We start from the raw sequence: 17,451 nt of genomic DNA on the forward strand, positions 1-17,451 counted from the left end.
AAAGATCCAAACCCCGTAGGGCCGAATAACCTAGCAAATCCGCCGGGGAAGCTCAAGAAGTTTCCCTCAGCGCCGCCGGTGAAGGGGGATATAGGACCCACCGGTCATACCGTCAATCAGAAAAATGCACACACACCAAAAAATATGACCCGGGGGCACACTCAAACCCCGAAAAACTAACAATCCTTAGAATCACTTACCCGACGAAACACCAGAAAGCGCCACAGAATCCACGCGGTCACCTACTGAAATGCCGAGACACAGGGTTCTGGCGGGCAGGAAAACATTATGCCGCGCGTTCACGATCCATCAGCATGGCCGTCACAGCCGACTTGAAGGGAGAGAGCGCATCCGCCACCCGCAATCCCGTCCGGCGCAGGATCTGGAAAGCGGGCTCGTCACGTGTGTAAAGCGTGGCAATTCCATTGGTGGCGGCGAATAGCGGAAGCGTAGCCATACGGTGACGCCGTTCAAAACGTCGCAACACGGACAGGCTACCCGGCGATTCATCACGCGCCAGACCTGCCTCGACTTCCTGCGCCAGCGCTTCCTGCCCTTTCAGCCCCAGGTTGAAGCCATGGGCCGTGATCGGATGCATGCCCACGGCGGCATCCCCGATCAGCGCAAAGCCGGGTGCTACGAAACGGTGGGCATAAACCGCCTTGAGGGGATAGGCATGCCGCGTGCTGACCAGCCGCATATTGCCAAGCCGTCTGCCGACCCGCTCCATGATTTCAGCATTGAAGGTATCGCGGTCCAGCACACGCAGGCGTTCGATTTCTTCGCGTGGCAAAGTCAGCACCAGCGACGACGCGCCCCCATTGACGGGAAGCAGGGCAATGGTCTGCCCTTCATCGAACCATTGGGTTGCGACATGATGGTGCGGCAGATCGTGCGCCATACGGCAGACCAGCATGGCACGCCGGAAATCGTGCATGACTGCACCAATACGCTGCAGCCGACGAATCTGTGAAAAACGGCCATCCGCGCCGACGGCAAGACGGGATGTAATTTCTCCCCCACTGTGCACGACAGTCATATCGTCGCCTATGCGGCGGAGATGACCCGTTACCGTGCCGCCGTGCAGGGTGATGCCGGGGCGCTGGCTGGCGGCCACATACAGGCTGCGGCGGATACTGTGGTTGGATACCAGATACCCCAGCGCATCAACGCCCTTGCCATTCGTATCGAAAGTAAGGGGATGATTGCTGCGACCGGTTTCCACCCGCGCTTCCCGCAGGGGGGAAATGGCGACCTGCGGGATATGATCCCACGCACCAAGCGCCTTCAGGACGGAAACCGAATGGTGCGTCAGGGCAATTTCGCGCCCGTCAAAGGCAGGCTCCCCCCATGCGGGGTGGGATGCACGTTCAAGCACGGCAACGGACAGGCCCCTAGCTTCCAGCGACAGGGCGGCGGCGAGACCTGCTGGTCCACCGCCCATTATGGTTACATCATGATATGTCATTGATTGCCCGTTCCTGTCCGCGTGCTTTCATTACTTATGTATCTGCGCCGAACTGGACAGGTTTTCCCGTCCACTGGGCAACGTAGCCGTCAACCGGGCGGCGCGTGGGACCTGCGGCATCGGCCTTGGGGGTACCAACAAACAGGAAGCCCGCCAGTTTATGCGGGGCAGGAAAACCCAACTCCGCCGCGAATTCCGGGTCATACGCCACATCCCCGCTGACCCATACGCCACCAAAGCCCGTGGCGTGCAGGGCATTGAGGATATTCATGGCCGCCGCACCGACCGCCAGTTCCTGTTCCAGCACGGGAATCTTATGCTCGGGACGCAGGTGCATACCCAGCACGATGGTCATGGGCATGGTGGAAAAACGCGACAGACGCTTCTCGATCTTGGCGGGGGCTACGTCCGGGTCCAGCCGCTTCATGCTGGCCACGACGCGCTGCGCCAGTTCAAGACGGGCATCCCCCTGCACGATGGCGTAGCGCCACGGACGCAGCTTGCCGTGATCGGGCGCGCGCATGGCGGTGGACAGAATGCTTTCCAGCACGCCCCCGGCCGGTGCCGGCTCCACCAGAGCATCCGTGGAAAAACGTGACAGAAGAAGATCGAGCGATGCCATGTGGTCGTTCCCTGACTATCTGGCTACCTGCTGACAGTCCGTGTCCTGACAGCAGGCGCGATGACGCGACAACATGCCGCAGAAGGCCGGCCATGCCAATATCCACCCCGCCGGAACGCAGGGGCGCGCAGGCGGATCGGTATGGATTCCGGCTGCATGCTTCTGTAGAAGGGGGTCATGAACACCCCACGCACAGCCACGGTCCACCGCGCCACCAGCGAGACCGACATTACCGTCACCATCAACCTTGATGGCACGGGCAGGACCAGTATCGATACCGGGATCGGCTTTTTCGACCATATGCTTACGGCGCTTGGCCGCCACAGCATGTGCGATCTGGACATTACGGCCAGGGGCGACCTGCATATCGACTACCACCACACGGTGGAAGATACGGGCATCGCGCTGGGCAAGGCCTTCGCGCAGGCGATCGGGGACAAGCGCGGCATCCGCCGTTATGGCAGCGCCACGGTGCCGCTGGACGAAGCCCTGTGCGAAGCGGTGATCGATATTTCCGGCCGTCCCTTCCTTGCATGGTCCGTGACCTTCGGGCGTGACAAGATCGGGGAAATGGATACGGAACTGTTCGAGGAATTTTTCCGCGCCTTCGCCATGAGCGCCCTCGTGACCCTGCATGTCATCCAGCGTGCGGGCCATAACTGCCATCATATTGCCGAAGCCGCCTTCAAGGCGCTGGCCCGCGCCCTGCGTACGGCCAGTGAAGCTGACCCGCGTGCGGGCGGCATCATCCCCTCCACCAAGGGTAGCCTGTGATCTTTTATGCCGCCCTGCTGCCACCCCGGCGGACCGAAGGCCAGACATCCGAACCGGTCATGGTAGCCAGTCGGCTGTCATGGCTGGTCCTGCTGTGCGGCTGGGTCGGGCTTCTACTGCGGGGCTGCCCGGTCAGTGGGTTGCTGGCGGGTGGGGCAAGCGTTCTGGTCGGCATATTCGCCCCCCTCGGCATCGCCCTGCCCCTGCTGGGCGGTATGCATCTGTTTCTGGCGCTCAGTACGCCCGACCTCCGGCAGTGGGAACTGCGCCTGCGGGGCTACAGGCCCATCCGTGGCGTGTATGCCCCCGACCGCCGGGCCGCCCTGCTGCGCTGGATGGACCGTAATCCGGCCCGCTCCGTTTCCTCCGTAACATGAGGCATCCCATGCCCGCGCCCGTATCTTCCCGCACCCAGTCCATCGTGGTGATCGACTATAATGGTGGCAACCTTGCTTCCGCCGCGCGCGCCCTTGCCCGCGCGGCGCAGGATAGCGGGCTTGATACCGAAGTCACCATAACGGCGGACCCGCAGGCCGTACGCCGGGCTGACCGGATCGTGCTGCCGGGTCAGGGCGCCTTTGCCGACTGCGCAAGCGGGCTTGCCGCGCAGCCGGGACTGCGTGACGCCATTGTGGAGGCGACCGATAACGGCGTGCCCTTCCTTGGCATCTGCGTGGGCATGCAGCTTATGGCCGAGCGCGGACGCGAGCATGGGGTAACGCCCGGTTTCGGCTGGATCGCCGGTGAAATCCGGCTGATGGACGTGCCGGACCTGCGCCTGCCCCAGATGGGGTGGAACCAGCTTGAATTCACATCCGGCGCCCATCCCCTGACCGAAGGGCTGGCGGCGGACGCACATGGCTATTTCGTCCATTCCTTCGCCCTTGCGGATTACGACCCGACGGACATGGTCGCCACTACCGATTACGGCGGCACGGTTCCCGCCATCGTGGCGCGTGGCAACCGGGCGGGCACGCAGTTCCATGTGGAAAAGAGTCAGGGCGTGGGGCTGCGTATCCTGTCGAACTTCCTCCGCTGGACACCGACGCCGGATGGCACGCCATGACCCGGCGGAACATGGTGCCTGCCGGTACCATCCATGCCGAGCGTCTGCAGGACATGCACGAAGATGACCTGCATGCCCTGTGCGATGCCACAAACGCCGCCATACTTGAGGGCGGCGGATTCGGCTGGCTGGCCCCGCCCCCGCGGGAAACGCTGGAGCGTTATTTCCGTGGCGTGCTGCTGGTGCCCGAACGGCAGATATTCGTGGCGCGGCTGGATGACATGATTGTCGGATCGGCCCAGCTTGTCCGCCCGCCACGCAATAATGAAGCGCAGGCCATGAGTGCCACGCTCATGCACTTCTATATAGCGCCCTACGCACGCGGGCTGGGTCTGGGCCATCTGCTTCTGACCGAGGTGGAAAGCTGCGCACGCAGCATGGGCTACCAGATCATCAACCTTGACGTGCGCGAAACCCAGACCGAAGCCCTGCGGCTGTTCCGCCGCTGCGGGTTCCACCATTGGGGCACCCACCCCAGTTATGCGCGCATGGACGGCCGGACCGTCCGTGGCCTGTTCTTCACCAAACGCCTGCAGGATGACGAGCGGATCGTACCCGCCCATCCGCAGGATGCCTCAACCCCCATTCCTGCAGCAGGACATGCCCCCGTGACCGGACACAGCCTGACACTCTACCCCGCCATCGACCTCAAGGACGGCACCTGCGTGCGCCTGCGCCGTGGGGAAATGGATAACGCCACCGTCTATTCCGATGATCCCGGCGCGCAGGCTCTGGCATGGATCCATGCGGGCTGTTCGTGGCTGCATGTGGTTGACCTCAATGGGGCTTTCGCGGGGCGTTCCGCCAATACCGAAGCCATCGAGGCGATCATCGCCAACGCATCCGTTCCGGTGCAGCTTGGTGGTGGCCTGCGCGATCTGGAAAGCATCGGCAAATGGCTCAACGCCGGGATCAGCCGCGTCATTCTGGGCAGTGTCGCCGTCAAGAACCCGGAACTGGTACGCGAAGCCTGCCGTCTTTTCCCCGGCCGGATCGTGGCGGGCATCGACGCCCGCAGCGGACAGGTCGCAACCGAAGGCTGGGCTGAAACATCGGAAATGAAAGCCGTTGAGCTGGGCCTGCGCATGCAGGATGCCGGTGTGGCGGCCGTCATCTTTACCGAAATCAGCCGCGACGGCATGCTGACGGGCATCGATATCGAACAGACGGCGGATATGGCCAATGCCCTGTCCATTCCGGTCATCGCAAGTGGCGGGGTGGGCACGCTTGCGCATCTGGAAGCACTGCGGGCCGCAACCGCGCGTGCGCCCGGAATTGAAGGCGTGATCGTGGGCCGCGCGCTGTATGATGGCCGCATTGATCTGAGCGAAGCCCTGCGGGTTCTGGCCTGATGCTGAAGCTGCGCGTCATCCCCTGTCTGGATGTAAAAAATGGCCGGGTGGTCAAGGGCGTCAATTTTGTCTCGTTACGCGATGCGGGCGACCCGGTGGAACAGGCCGCGGTGTATGACGCGGCAGGCGCGGATGAACTGACCTTTCTTGACATTACGGCCAGTAATGAAAACCGCGATACCATTCTGGATGTGGTCAGCCGCACGGCGGAACGCATCTTCCTGCCGCTGACGGTGGGCGGGGGCGTGCGCACCACGGACGACATGCGTCGCCTGCTACTGGCGGGTGCTGATAAATGCGCCATGAATTCCGCCGCCGTATCGCGCCCCGAACTGGTCAGTGAGGCCGCGCAGAAATTCGGCAGCCAGTGCGTGGTCGTGGCCATTGACGCACGCAGCGATGGCCACGGATCATGGGAAGTCTATACCCATGGTGGCCGCACCCCCACCGGGCGGAACGTGATCGACTGGTGCCGGGAAGTGGCCGAACGCGGGGCGGGTGAAATCCTGCTGACCAGCATGGACCGCGACGGTACCGGCAAGGGCTTCGACCTTGACCTGCTGCGCGCGGCCAACGCGGCGGTCCGCATTCCCATCGTGGCCTCCGGCGGCGTTGGGGAACTGGACCATTTTGTCGAAGGTGCGCGGGCGGGCGCCACCGGCCTGCTGGCCGCCAGCGTGTTCCATTTCGGACAGTTCACCATTCCGCAGGTCAAGCAGGCACTCGCCTCCGCCGGTCTGCCGGTTCGCCAGACCATCTGATTCCCTTTTCCCGCCTATCGGAGCATTCCATGGCCAAGCCAGAGAAATCCCGCAAGAACGCCCCGGCCAAGGCCGCAGCCGCGCCGAAGCCCGAAGCCGTCGCCCCGGCATCACCCGATGTGCTGGACCGCCTGTTCGATGTTGTGGAATCCCGCCGGGGCACGGACCCGTCGGTCAGTCATTCCGCGCGACTGCTGGCACGCGGTCGGCGCAAGATTGCACAGAAATTCGGTGAGGAAGCCGTCGAATGCCTGATCGAAGCCGTAGCGGGCAACCGTGACGAACTGGTCAGCGAAAGTGCGGACGTGCTGTACCACCTGATCGTGATGTGGGTGGATGCGGGCGTGAAATCCACCGATGTGTGGGCCGAACTGCAACGGCGTGAAGGGGTCAGCGGCGTGGCCGAAAAGGCATCGCGTCCCCGCGACCCGCTGGCCTGATTTTCACACTGCAACAGGAGAAAAGCCCATGGCCGTAAGCGGCATCGGTCCCTACGACCCGCAAAACGTGTTTGCCCGTATCCTGCGCGGCGAACTGCCATGCAAGAAGGTGTATGAGGATGAATACGCCCTCGCCTTCCATGACATCGCACCCAAGGCGCCGGTCCACGTTCTGGTCATTCCCAAGGGGGCATATGTCTCCTTTGCCGATTTCAGCCAGAACGCATCTGAAGCTGAAATCACGGGCTTTACCCGCGCACTTGGCACGGTCGCGCGGGACCTGAAGCTGGAAACCCGTGGCTACCGCCTGCTGTCCAACGTGGGCGAGGAAGCGGGACAGGAAGTGCCGCATTTCCATGTCCACCTGTTTGGCGGCAAGGCGCTGGGCGCCATGCTGCCGGGCTGACGGCCGCCTGCCTACAGGGACTGGATTTCAAACAGTTCCCGATAGATTCCCCCATGCCGGGCCATGAGTTCGGCATGGGTTCCATCCTCGCACACCCGTCCCTGACGGAACACGATGATGCGGTCCAGTCCCATGACGGTGGACAGGCGGTGGGCGATGACCAGCACCGTGCGTCCCGCCATAAGGCGTTCCATCGCCTGCTGCACCAGCATTTCGGAATGGGAATCGAGACTTGATGTCGCCTCATCCATGATGACGATCCGCGCCTGACTTAAAAAGGCGCGGGCGATGGCGATGCGCTGGCGTTCCCCACCGGACAGCTTGACCCCGCGTTCGCCCACCATCGTCGCGTAACCGCGCGGCAGACGGTCGATGAAATCGGCCGCATTGGCCTGACGGGCCGCATGGGCGATTTCCGCAGGCGTGGCGTCCGGCCGGCCATAGGCGATGTTTTCGGCAATGGTCCGGTGAAACAGCAGCGGTTCCTGCGGGACGATGGCGATCTGCCCGCGCAGGCTGGCCTGCGTGACAGTGGCGATATCCGTGCCATCGATGGTTATGCACCCCGCCTGCACGTCATACAGCCGCTGCAGCAGCCGGGTCAGCGTGGTCTTGCCCGAACCCGATGGCCCCACAAGGGCAACCTTGCTGCCGGGTGCGATATCAATATCCAGATCCTCGAATAACGGTCTGGCATGGTGACGTCCGTAGCCAAAGCCGACATGCGTGAAACGGATATGCCCCCGCGTCACCAGCAGCGCACCGGCACCGGCTCTGTCCGCGACCTCCGGCTTCGCATGGAACAGGGCGACGAGTTCCCCCATCTCGTTGACCGAACGCTGCACGACCGAAATCTGCTGTCCGATATCCCGCAGATAGCCCTGTATGACGAACATCATCGTCAGCACATAGGCGACATCACCCGGTCCGGCGCGCCCGCGCATCCATAACAGGGCAATACCCGCAATCAGCATCATACGCATGATCAGGGCCGCGAAATTCTGTAAATTGGCGCTGTTGGTGCCGCGTAGCCATGAACGCAGCATGCGCTGGCGCCAGCGGTTCGCAACCCATGCCAGCCGGGCATCCTCACGCACCTCGGCCCCGTATGCCTTGACCACGGCGTTGCATGTCACCGCATCTGACAGCGTGGCCCCCATCCGCGTATCCCACATATTGGCCAGCCGGGCGGACGGCGTCACGTAATGCAGGGTCAGCACGACCGACAGCCCGACTAGGACCACGGCCCCGACGGCAAGGACCAGCCCCATCAGCATCCAGTGAAAGGCCAGCACCGCAGTCGTAATGCACAGGACCATCATTTCCGGCACCAGCATCAGCAGCAGCGTATCACCCAGCGTATCGACCGCCCCCAGCCCCCGGGTGATGCGCCGCACGATGGAACCGGCAAAATTGCTGGCGTGCCATTCGCTGGAAAACCGCTGCACGCGCGCAAATGCCTCCGTCACGATGCCGGTCATGACCCTTGATGTCAGGTGCGAGATGGAGACATACGCCATGCGCCGCGCCCCGATACCCAGCAGCCCCAGTAAGGTCAGGCCCGCTACATCCCACGCAACATGATGCAGCACTGTCCCTTCCGCTGGATGCGACACGTCACTGACCAGCCAGCCCGCCAGCAGCGGCATCGTCACATCCGCAACCGTGGCCCCGCCGATCCCCACCAGCGTCCATGCCAGACAGGCCGGATGCGCGCGCCACCTGCGCCAGACAAAGCCCAGCACATCGGAAAATTCATGTCGTCCGGTTTCCCGGCGGGAGAAGAAAGATATCATTGCCACCATGCCATATCGCAGGGGCTGGAACGACTAGCCGCCGCCCCCGCCGGGTGCAAGGCCGGTAACGGAAATTGAGCCTGTGGCGATTTGCACCTATTACTGCCCCGCCACACAATGTGGCGTGATCCTTCCAGCGAGCCTCCGATGAAAACACCCGCCAGCCGCGCCAGACCTGCCCGCCGTGCCATGACACTGGCGGAAGTGCGCACCTTCATCGGCCAGTTGGCCGCAGCCAACCCAGATGCCGCCAGTGAACTCAATTTCGTGGATGACTATACCCTGCTGGTCGCGGTGGTGCTGTCGGCACAGGCGACGGATGCCTCGGTCAACAGGGCCACAGTCGCCCTGTTCCGCGATGCCCCAAACCCGCAGGCGATGGTGGAGCTGGGGGAAGAAAAGGTTGGGCAACACATCCGCACCATCGGGCTGTGGCGGACCAAGGCGCATAATGTCGTGGCCCTGTCGCGGCAGTTGCTCGAACGCTTTGACGGTCAGGTGCCTGGTGACCGTGCGGCGCTGGAATCCCTGCCCGGCGTAGGCCGCAAGACGGCGAATGTGGTGATGAATGTCGCGTTCGGGGACAGTACGATGGCGGTCGATACCCATATCTTCCGTATCGGCAACCGCACGGGGCTTGCGCCGGGCACGACCCCGCGGGCGGTGGAAGACCAGCTTGTCCGGCGCATACCCGCCGAAATGCTGCGCCCTGCCCATCACTGGCTGATCCTGCACGGGCGCTATGTATGCAAGGCCCGCAAGCCCGAATGCTGGCGCTGTCCCGCCTATGACCCCTGCCAGTACCGCCTGAAGGATGACCTGCGCGCGGTCGGACCGGGTGGCGCGACGGCAGGCTGAAACAAGGCGCGTGACTTCCGGCCTCTGTTACCGAAGTCCTTAACCTGCCGCGTCCTGCCCGCAGCAGACTGCCCATGACCCGAAAAAGCCATTGATGGGCCTGCCGGTGCCGCAGCCGGTCTTGCCCCCGGCACCCCTATCCTATTCCGCCTGCGCCATTGGCAGGTTCGGCATGCCTGTCCCACCGGGGCGCATCACCCACGGCCGGTCGCCCCGTTCCTGCCTGTCCGCATGGATCGCCAGCCCGTGGGCGCCCCTGTTGTAGATGGCGTAAGCTCCGTTTCGCCAGACATCGAACCGTCCGATCAGCAGCATGCCCGGACACCCCCACATGCCCGACAGGTTCACCAGCACGCCACGCCCCTGACACATCGCCCTGTCCGATCCATGTGCGGCCAGAACCGCCACGATATCACCGCCAGCCCCCTCAAGCCGACACCCACCGCTCCGGCAGGACACGCCCCCTGCGCTTCCGTCGGGGGGGAGCAGTCCCGCCGGCAGTCCTGTCATACGCTGCCATTCCCGCAGCACGAACGGATCAGGATGCGCGCCCGGACCGGTCAGCAGCCTGCCATCCGATACCAGCGCCGCCATGCGCGCATCGGGGGAGACCATGCCGACAGGCCGCGCCGTCACCCACGGGGAGGCCACGGCCAGCACAATGGGCACGACCCCCATCAGCCGCATCCGCCCGCTCCACAGGCACAGCCAGCACAACCCGGCGAAAAAAACAGCAAGCCAGACACCATCCATTGCCGGAACCATCATCCGGGCGATGGGCAGGCTGGCGACATGCCGCGCCAGCCATTCCACCACCCCGATGCCGTAACCCATCGGCACCAGCGCCAGCTTTTCCAGCCCCACGGGCATCAGCATGAACGATGCCAGCCCCCATGGCATGATCCATATCGACATGAGCGGCACGGCCACCAGATTGGCCAGCACGAACCATGGCTGCACGGTGCCGAAATGCGCCATGCCGACCGGGATGCATGCCCCGCCCGCCAGCACGCTGGCTGCAAGCGGATGGGCCAGCCGCGCCATGACCCGCCGCCACCATGACCCGGCCTGTTCCCAGCCCGACAGGAGGGGGCGCAGGGCCTCAAACCCCGCGATCAGCGCCATAACGGCGGCCATGGACATCTGCAGCGGCAGTTCGGCCACATTTTCAGGGTTCAGGCACAATAATACGCCAGCCGCCACCGCAAGGCTGCGCATGGACAACGCCCGCCTGCCCGCCAGTAGCGCACCGATCGCCAGCGTTGCCATGAACAGACTGCGCAGGGCCGGCAGGTGACTGCCGGTGACAAGCACATACCCGGCCCCGGCCAGCAACGCGGACAGCGCCGCGATCTGCCGACATGGCCAGAACAGGGCCGCCCGCTCCCAAAGCGCCAGCCCCATGCGGGTTACAGCCATCACCAGCCCCATCACGATGGCCAGATGCAGCCCCGCCACCGCCAGCAGATGGGCCAGACCCGCATCAGCAAAAGCCGCACGCATGGGGCCGTCAATCGCACCGTCCCATCCCACCAGAACCGTAGCCGCAACAGCGCCCGATGGGCCGGGCAGGACCGCACGAATCCGGCGGGCCATGACCTGCCGCAGATGGCTGATCGCACCCTGCACGCCTGCGCGGTCGTGTCCATGCACGCAGCTTACGGGTTCCAGCGCCCGCCCGTACCCCGCCAGCCCGTCAAACCATGCCCGCCGCTGGGCATCATAACCACCGGGTATTGCCGGGAAAGCCGGTGGCGTCAGCAATGCCTGAACCGACACGCGATCACCTGCTTCCACCACGGCAGGATCGTCCGCCCGCAGGCGGAGCAGCAGCCTGCGCCGCAAGGGGGACATGCCGATATTGATACCATCCCCGAACCGCGCATCCGCCAGCAGCAGGCGGGTGGCCTGCGTGCCATCGCGCAAGGTCTGCCCTTCCACCCCCACAACGCGGGCGGAGACATGTACAGCCCGGCGCGGCAGATCAGGAAAAGCGGGCTGCATATGCGCCTGCGCCCAAGCCAGCGCAAAGCCTGCCGCGCACGCCCCCAGCACGCCACACCCCATGCGCAGCGGCAGAATCGCGGGCCACAGCAGACGCACGAACAGGCAGGCTGCACCCAGCATCCCTGCCCCCAGCGCCGCCATGCCCGCCGGTTCCCACGGCAGGGTGAAATACAGGGCGATGCCCGCGGCCAGAAATACCGGCAGCCACACGATGAAAGTGCCATGCCGCTGCCAAAGCCATGCGGCGAGTGCCACACGCAGGGCGCGCAATTCAACCATGCGGCGAACATTCGTGACGGGCATTGGACTGGCGCGGCAGAAGAACCCCCGTAATAATGCGTGGCCGGAATACACACCTTACCGGCGCAAAGGGGGCACACGCCAGACTGCCCCCTGTCAGCAGGCCGAAAACATGCTAAGGAGCCGGCTCATGACTGTCCGTACGCGTTTTGCTCCCAGCCCCACCGGCCTGCTGCATATCGGCAACGCCCGTGCCGCCCTTTTCAATTTCCTCTATGCCCGCCATCACGGCGGCAAATTCCTGCTCCGCGTCGAGGATACCGACCGCGAACGCTCGACCCAGAAAGCGGTCGATGTGCTGTTCGACGGCCTCGCCTGGATGGGCATCGAATCTGATGAAAAGCCGGTTTTCCAGTCCACACGGCAGGCGCGCCATGCCGAAGTGGCGCATGAACTGCTGGAAAAGGGGCTGGCCTACCGCTGCTACTGCACGGCGGATGAACTCAAGGAAATGCGTGAGAAGGCGATGGCCGAGGGCCGTCCCCCGCGTTACAACGGCATGTGGCGCGACCGCGACCCGTCCGAAGCACCGGCCAACACCCCCTATACCGTCCGTATCAAGGCCCCGCGTGAAGGGGAAACCATCATTCATGATCTGGTGCAGGGCGACGTGCGCGTAGCCAATGCGGAAATGGATGACATGATCATCCTGCGCGCCGATGGCACCCCGGTCTACCAGCTTGCCGTGGTGGTCGATGACCATGACATGGACATCACCCATGTCATCCGTGGCGATGACCACCTGACCAACACCTTCCGTCAGGCCATGATCTATCGCGCCATGGGCTGGGACCTGCCGCATTTCGCGCATCTGCCGCTGATCCACGGCCCCGACGGCGCCAAACTGTCCAAGCGTCACGGCGCGCAGTCGGTGGTGGAATTCCGGGAAATGGGCTACCTGCCCGAAGCCCTGAACAATTACCTGCTGCGTCTTGGCTGGGGCCATGGCGATGCGGAGATCCTGTCGCGGGAAGAACAGATCAGGCTGTTCGACCTTGATGGCGTCGGCCGCTCACCGTCGCGCATGGATTACGCCAAGCTGCTGCACATCAACGGCGTGTGGCTGCGTCAGGCCGATGATGAACGGCTGACCGGTGACGTGATGGAACGCCTTGCGGCGATGGAAGGTGTGGATACATCCGACGCCACGCGCGCCAAGGTGCTCGCACTTATGCCCGGCCTGAAGGAACGTGCGAAGACGCTGGTGGAACTGGCGGACAATGCCGCCTTCCTTGGCCGCTCGCTGCCGCTTTCCTTCGATGCCAAGGCAGAAAAGCAGTTCACCCCTGAAAACCGTGCCATGCTGGGCAGGCTGGCCGAAGCGCTGAAGGCCGCCGAACCGTTCACCAGGGAAACGGTCGACGCGACCCTGCGCCAGTTTGCCGAAACCCATGAAATGAAGCTGGGCAAGGTGGCGCAGCCGCTGCGCGCCGCCGTAACCGGCAGCACCATGTCGCCCGGCATTGACGACACACTGGTCGCGCTGGGGCGGGACGAGGTACTTGCGCGCATCAATGCGGTCGCCGCCCATGAGTGATCGCAGCGCCCATGGCAGCAACGTGTTCCTGACACGCCCGGCGCGTCACCTGCTGGGCGTGCAGGGCATGCATCCCACCCGCATCACCCCCATCCTTGACCTTGCGGAAAACTACACCCTGCTCAACCGGTCGCGCAAAACCCCGCGCGACCTGCTGCGCGGGCGCACGCTCATCAACCTGTTTTTCGAGGACAGCACACGCACGCGCACGTCCTTCGAGCTGGCGGGCAAGCGGCTTGGGGCGGATGTGGTGAACATGACGGTCGCCAGTTCCTCGGTCAACAAGGGGGAAACCCTGCTGGACACGGCGGCGACGCTGAACGCCATGCATACCGACCTGCTGGTCGTGCGTCATTCCCAGTCCGGCGCACCCGCCCTGCTGGCGCAGAAGGTTCAGGCCAGTGTGGTCAATGCCGGTGACGGCACGCATGAACATCCCACGCAGGCCCTGCTGGACGCGCTGACCATCCGCCGCCATTTCGGCGTGTTCGAGGGGCTGACCATCGCCATCTGCGGCGATGTCAGCCATAGCCGCGTCGCACGGTCCAACATCCATCTGCTGACCGCCATGGGCTGTCAGGTGCGCGTGGTAGGGCCGCCAACACTGGTGCCCGGCGCGATCGGCGCGCTGGGCGTAAGCATTCACCATACGATGGAAGACGGCCTGCGCGGCGTGGACGTGGTCATGATGCTGCGCGTGCAGCGCGAGCGCATGAAAGGCACGCAGGTCCCCAGCGCGCGCGAATATTTCCGCTTCTACGGGCTGGATAACAAGCGCCTCGCGCTGGCGAAGCCACATGCGCTGGTCATGCATCCCGGCCCGATGAACCGGGGCGTGGAAATTGACAGCCGCGTTGCCGATTCCGACCAGAGCGTGATCCGTGAACAGGTGGAAATGGGGGTGGCCGTGCGCATGGCGGTGCTGGACATCCTGTCACGCGGGGGAGACGGCGCATGAAGCCTGTCCTGTTTGAAAACGTCCGCCTGATCGATCCGGCCTCCGGTCTGGATCGGGCGGGACGGCTGCTGGTGCGTGACGGCGTAATCGCAGGCACCGACCTGCCGGGGGCCGAAGGCGCGCCCGATGGGGCCGAAATCATCGACGGGCAGAACCAGCTTGTCCTGTGTCCCGGCCTTGTGGACATGCGCGTGACGATCGGGGAACCCGGCTTTGAATACCGGGAAACCGTGGCCTCCGCCGCGCGGGCGGCCGTATCGGGCGGCATCACCACCATTGCCGTACTGCCCAACACCAGCCCCACCATCGACAATCCGGCCCTTGCCCGCCTGCTGCGCGCACGCGGGGAAGAAACCGGCATGATCGACATCCTGCCCTATGGCGCGCTGACACGGGAATGCGCAGGTAAGGAAATGGCGGAAATCGGCCTTCTGGCCGAAGCCGGGGCCATCGCCTTTACCGATGGGCCGCACGCCATTGCGGACAGCCGTACGATGCGGCAGATGCTGACCTATGCCAAAGGTTTCGGCGCGCTGATTGTCCAGCATCCCGAAGACCCGTCCCTTGCCCGTGGCGGGTGCGCCACCGATGGGGAACTGGCCACACGGCTTGGCCTGCCCGGCATTCCGGCGGCGGCTGAAGCGATCCTGATCGCCCGCGACCTCCGCCTTGCGCGCATGACGGGCGGGCGGCTGCACTTCGGCCATGTCTCCACGGCTGAGGGCCTCGACCTGATCCGGGCGGCCAGGGCCGATGGCGTAAATGTGACCTGCGATACGGCACCGCCCTATTTTGACCTGAACGAAACGGTCATCGGTGACTTCCGCACCTATGCCAAGCTGTCGCCGCCGCTCCGTGCGGAAGCGGATCGCAGGGCGGTATGTGCGGCGCTGGCGGATGGCACGATCGACGCCATCGCATCCGATCACATGCCGTGCGACGCGGATGACAAACGCCAGCCCTTTGCCGTGGCGTCCGCTGGCGGCACGGGACTGTCCACCCTGCTGGCGGTCACGCTGGCGCAGGTGCATGCGGGCAATCTGGGCATGTCTGACGCCATCGGCCTGCTGACCCACCGCCCTGCCCGCCTGCTGCGCAGCGATGCGGGCACGCTGGCTACGGGACAGGCGGCGGATCTGTGCCTGTTCAACACCGATAGCGGCTGGATCGTGCGGGCGGGCGAACTGCCCGGCAAGGCCCAGAACACCCCCTTCGACGGACGTGCGCTGGAAGGCCGCGTGGTTGGCACGTGGAAAAACGGCCAGCGTGTATTCGGGGCGCAGGCCGCATGATCTACGGCATCCCCACCTATGACCTGCCGCTTATGGCCGGGGTTGCGTTCCTGTCCTACCTGATTGGCAGCATCCCCTTCGGGCTGGTGCTGACCGCGCTGTCCGGTAACGGGGATATCCGCAAGATCGGATCGGGCAATATCGGGGCAACCAACGTATTGCGTACCGGGCGCAAGGGACTGGCGGCGGCCACGCTGGCGCTGGATGGCACCAAAGGCGCATTCGCCGTTTTCTGCGCCTTCGTGCTGTGCCCCTTCCATACGCTGGCCGCGGAATCCGTGGCCGCAATCTGTGTCGTGCTCGGGCACTGTTTTCCGGTATGGCTGAAATTCAAGGGCGGCAAGGGGGTCGCCACCGGGCTGGGCAGCGTGCTGGCGCTGATGCCGGGCGTGGGGCTGTGCTGCTGCGCACTGTGGCTGATCTTCGCCAAGGTCACGCGCATTTCCTCGGCAGGGGCGATTATCGCCTTCGCGGCGATGCCGCTGCTCATGATCCGGCCGGGACGGGTTGATTTCTCCTCCCCCGCCTATCTGGCAGGCGTGCTGATCGCCCTTGTCATCCTGATCCGCCACCATGCCAATATCAGCCGCCTGTTGCGCGGCACGGAACCAAGGATCGGCCAGAAAACGCCATGACCCCCGCCGATGCCGAAACGGTCCTGGCCTGCCTGCGGCTGGCCCGAACGGATGGCATCGGCCCGGTCAGCTACCGCCGCCTTATCCAGACCCATGGCAGCGCGCAATCCGCGCTGGACATGCTTGAACGGGGTGCCACCCGCATAAGCCGAACGGTGGGCATGCCCTGTCCCCGCGCGGATGCGCTGCATGAAATTGAACGCCTGCATGCCATGGGCGGCCACCTGCTGGTGCATGGCCAGCCGGGCTATCCCCCACTCCTTGCCAGCCTGCACGATGCGCCGCCGGTGCTGAGCGTGCTGGGCGACTGCGCCCTGCTGGCGAGTCGGATGGTCGCCATCGTCGGGGGACGCAACGCATCATCAGGCGGGATGCGCATGGCGGAAAGCCTTGCGGCCCTGCTGGCAGCACAGGGAGTGAACACGGTATCGGGACTGGCGCGGGGAATTGATGCCGCCGCCCATCGCGGGGCGATGACAGCGGGCCGCACGGTCGCAGCCATCGCGGGCGGACTGGACTGTCCTTACCCGCCGGAACATCACACCCTGCAGGATGAAATTGCCCGCACTGGCGCAGTTGTGACCGAAGCGCCGCTGGGCACGGTGCCGCAGGCCCGCCATTTCCCGCGCCGGAACCGGCTTATAGCCGGATTGGGGCTGGGATGCGTGGTCATTGAGGCCGCACCCAGGTCGGGTAGCCTGATTACCGCACGCATGGCGCTGGACTATGACCGGATCATCTTTGCCGTGCCCGGCTCCCCCCTCGACCCGCGCTGCCGGGGCAGCAATGACCTGCTGCGTCAGGGTGCGATCCTGACGGAAAACGAGCGCGACATCCTGCGCGAACTTCCTGAATTCATGGAAGAAAGAAGCCTTTTCCCGCTCCACCCCCAGCCGTCACGGCCACCGTCCGCCCCACCGGCAAGGCAGGGCGCGGTGGCACAGGCAGCCCCCGTCCCGCCCACACCGGCGAAGGGAGAAGATATTCACGAAAGAGTGGAGGGATTTCTATCTTTCACGCCATCACCTGTTGACGATCTTGTACGGCGCTGCCAGTTCTCCACAGCAGCGGTCCTGACAGTCCTGTCGGAAATGGAGATTGCAGGCACGATCGAATTCCTTCCGGGGGATATGGTCGTGCGCCGTCCACCCCCGGCCTGACAGCAGGGATTGAAGCAAG

Annotated in this window: 18 protein-coding genes; 14 read left to right on the forward strand and 4 right to left on the reverse strand. The window is 64.4% G+C overall.

The window, feature by feature from the left end; translation table 11 throughout:
* Positions 1-180, forward strand: a 180-nt coding sequence (locus ACBR42_RS05415; protein WP_371207440.1) for a hypothetical protein, incomplete at its 5' end; no start/stop codon positions are given.
* Positions 181-286: 106 nt separating this feature from the next.
* Here ACBR42_RS05415 and ubiM read toward each other — a convergent pair.
* Together ubiM and ACBR42_RS05425 are read right to left on the reverse strand one after the other, a co-directional pair.
* Positions 287-1,468 carry a 5-demethoxyubiquinol-8 5-hydroxylase UbiM gene (gene ubiM, locus ACBR42_RS05420; protein WP_102325644.1) on the reverse strand — a complete coding sequence of 394 codons (1,182 nt, stop codon included), beginning with the start codon at positions 1,466-1,468 and terminating at the stop codon, positions 287-289.
* Between the two features lie 34 nt (positions 1,469-1,502).
* Positions 1,503-2,090 carry a nitroreductase gene (locus ACBR42_RS05425; RefSeq protein ID WP_102325643.1) on the reverse strand — a complete coding sequence of 196 codons (588 nt, stop codon included), beginning with the start codon at positions 2,088-2,090 and terminating at the stop codon, positions 1,503-1,505.
* Positions 2,091-2,267: 177 nt separating this feature from the next.
* Here ACBR42_RS05425 and hisB point away from each other — a divergent pair, with 177 nt between their 5' ends.
* The 7 genes from hisB to ACBR42_RS05460 are packed head-to-tail and all read left to right on the forward strand — an operon-like array spanning position 2,268 to position 6,889.
* A complete protein-coding gene (gene hisB, locus ACBR42_RS05430; RefSeq protein ID WP_102325642.1) occupies positions 2,268-2,864 on the forward strand; it encodes an imidazoleglycerol-phosphate dehydratase HisB in 597 nt (198 codons plus the stop codon).
* Positions 2,861-3,241 (forward strand): hypothetical protein, encoded by a 381-nt coding sequence (locus ACBR42_RS05435; protein ID WP_118962854.1) that lies wholly within the window; start codon positions 2,861-2,863, stop codon positions 3,239-3,241. The genes hisB and ACBR42_RS05435 overlap by 4 nt, the downstream gene beginning before the upstream one ends.
* A gap of 8 nt (positions 3,242-3,249) precedes the next feature.
* Positions 3,250-3,930 carry an imidazole glycerol phosphate synthase subunit HisH gene (hisH, locus tag ACBR42_RS05440; RefSeq protein WP_371207441.1) on the forward strand — a complete coding sequence of 227 codons (681 nt, stop codon included), beginning with the start codon at positions 3,250-3,252 and terminating at the stop codon, positions 3,928-3,930.
* A complete protein-coding gene (gene hisA, locus ACBR42_RS05445; protein WP_371207442.1) occupies positions 3,927-5,282 on the forward strand; it encodes a 1-(5-phosphoribosyl)-5-[(5-phosphoribosylamino)methylideneamino]imidazole-4-carboxamide isomerase in 1,356 nt (451 codons plus the stop codon). Before hisH ends, hisA begins: the two co-directional genes overlap by 4 nt.
* Entirely contained in the window at positions 5,282-6,043 is a 762-nt protein-coding gene (gene hisF, locus ACBR42_RS05450) for an imidazole glycerol phosphate synthase subunit HisF (RefSeq protein ID WP_371207443.1), read from the forward strand. Before hisA ends, hisF begins: the two co-directional genes overlap by 1 nt.
* Before the next feature lie 29 nt (positions 6,044-6,072).
* Positions 6,073-6,483, forward strand: coding sequence for a phosphoribosyl-ATP diphosphatase (locus ACBR42_RS05455; RefSeq protein ID WP_371207444.1), 411 nt, complete (start codon positions 6,073-6,075; stop codon positions 6,481-6,483).
* A 28-nt stretch (positions 6,484-6,511) separates the two neighbouring features.
* Positions 6,512-6,889 carry a histidine triad nucleotide-binding protein gene (locus ACBR42_RS05460; RefSeq protein WP_102325636.1) on the forward strand — a complete coding sequence of 126 codons (378 nt, stop codon included), beginning with the start codon at positions 6,512-6,514 and terminating at the stop codon, positions 6,887-6,889.
* 11 nt (positions 6,890-6,900) lie between these two features.
* Here ACBR42_RS05460 and ACBR42_RS05465 read toward each other — a convergent pair whose 3' ends face one another.
* Complete coding sequence (locus ACBR42_RS05465; protein ID WP_371207445.1) at positions 6,901-8,685, reverse strand: ABC transporter ATP-binding protein; 1,785 nt, start codon at positions 8,683-8,685, stop codon at positions 6,901-6,903.
* Positions 8,686-8,832: 147 nt separating this feature from the next.
* Between ACBR42_RS05465 and nth the strand changes: the two genes are divergently transcribed.
* Positions 8,833-9,543: an endonuclease III gene (nth, locus tag ACBR42_RS05470; RefSeq protein ID WP_371207446.1), complete on the forward strand. Its 711-nt coding sequence runs from the start codon at positions 8,833-8,835 to the stop codon at positions 9,541-9,543.
* A gap of 141 nt (positions 9,544-9,684) precedes the next feature.
* Here nth and ACBR42_RS05475 read toward each other — a convergent pair whose 3' ends face one another.
* On the reverse strand, positions 9,685-11,829 hold the full coding sequence (locus ACBR42_RS05475) for a ComEC/Rec2 family competence protein (RefSeq protein ID WP_371207447.1): 2,145 nt from the start codon (positions 11,827-11,829) through the stop codon (positions 9,685-9,687).
* Positions 11,830-11,980: 151 nt separating this feature from the next.
* Here ACBR42_RS05475 and gltX point away from each other — a divergent pair, with 151 nt between their 5' ends.
* From gltX to dprA, 5 genes are read left to right on the forward strand one after another with little or no spacing between them, the layout of a single operon-like run.
* The gene (gene gltX, locus ACBR42_RS05480; protein ID WP_132304889.1) at positions 11,981-13,387 is read left to right on the forward strand and encodes a glutamate--tRNA ligase; all 1,407 of its coding nucleotides are present in this window, start codon (positions 11,981-11,983) and stop codon (positions 13,385-13,387) included.
* Positions 13,380-14,345 (forward strand): aspartate carbamoyltransferase catalytic subunit, encoded by a 966-nt coding sequence (locus tag ACBR42_RS05485; protein ID WP_110547812.1) that lies wholly within the window; start codon positions 13,380-13,382, stop codon positions 14,343-14,345. The genes gltX and ACBR42_RS05485 overlap by 8 nt, the downstream gene beginning before the upstream one ends.
* Positions 14,342-15,637: a dihydroorotase family protein gene (locus ACBR42_RS05490; RefSeq protein ID WP_371207448.1), complete on the forward strand. Its 1,296-nt coding sequence runs from the start codon at positions 14,342-14,344 to the stop codon at positions 15,635-15,637. Before ACBR42_RS05485 ends, ACBR42_RS05490 begins: the two co-directional genes overlap by 4 nt.
* Positions 15,634-16,272 (forward strand): glycerol-3-phosphate 1-O-acyltransferase PlsY, encoded by a 639-nt coding sequence (gene plsY / locus ACBR42_RS05495; RefSeq protein ID WP_102325632.1) that lies wholly within the window; start codon positions 15,634-15,636, stop codon positions 16,270-16,272. Before ACBR42_RS05490 ends, plsY begins: the two co-directional genes overlap by 4 nt.
* Complete coding sequence (gene dprA, locus ACBR42_RS05500; RefSeq protein WP_371207449.1) at positions 16,269-17,432, forward strand: DNA-processing protein DprA; 1,164 nt, start codon at positions 16,269-16,271, stop codon at positions 17,430-17,432. The genes plsY and dprA overlap by 4 nt, the downstream gene beginning before the upstream one ends.
* The last annotated feature ends 19 nt before the right edge of the window (positions 17,433-17,451 follow it).

The organism is Komagataeibacter sp. SM21 (assembly GCF_041402665.1).
Lineage (GTDB): Bacteria > Pseudomonadota > Alphaproteobacteria > Acetobacterales > Acetobacteraceae > Komagataeibacter > Komagataeibacter saccharivorans.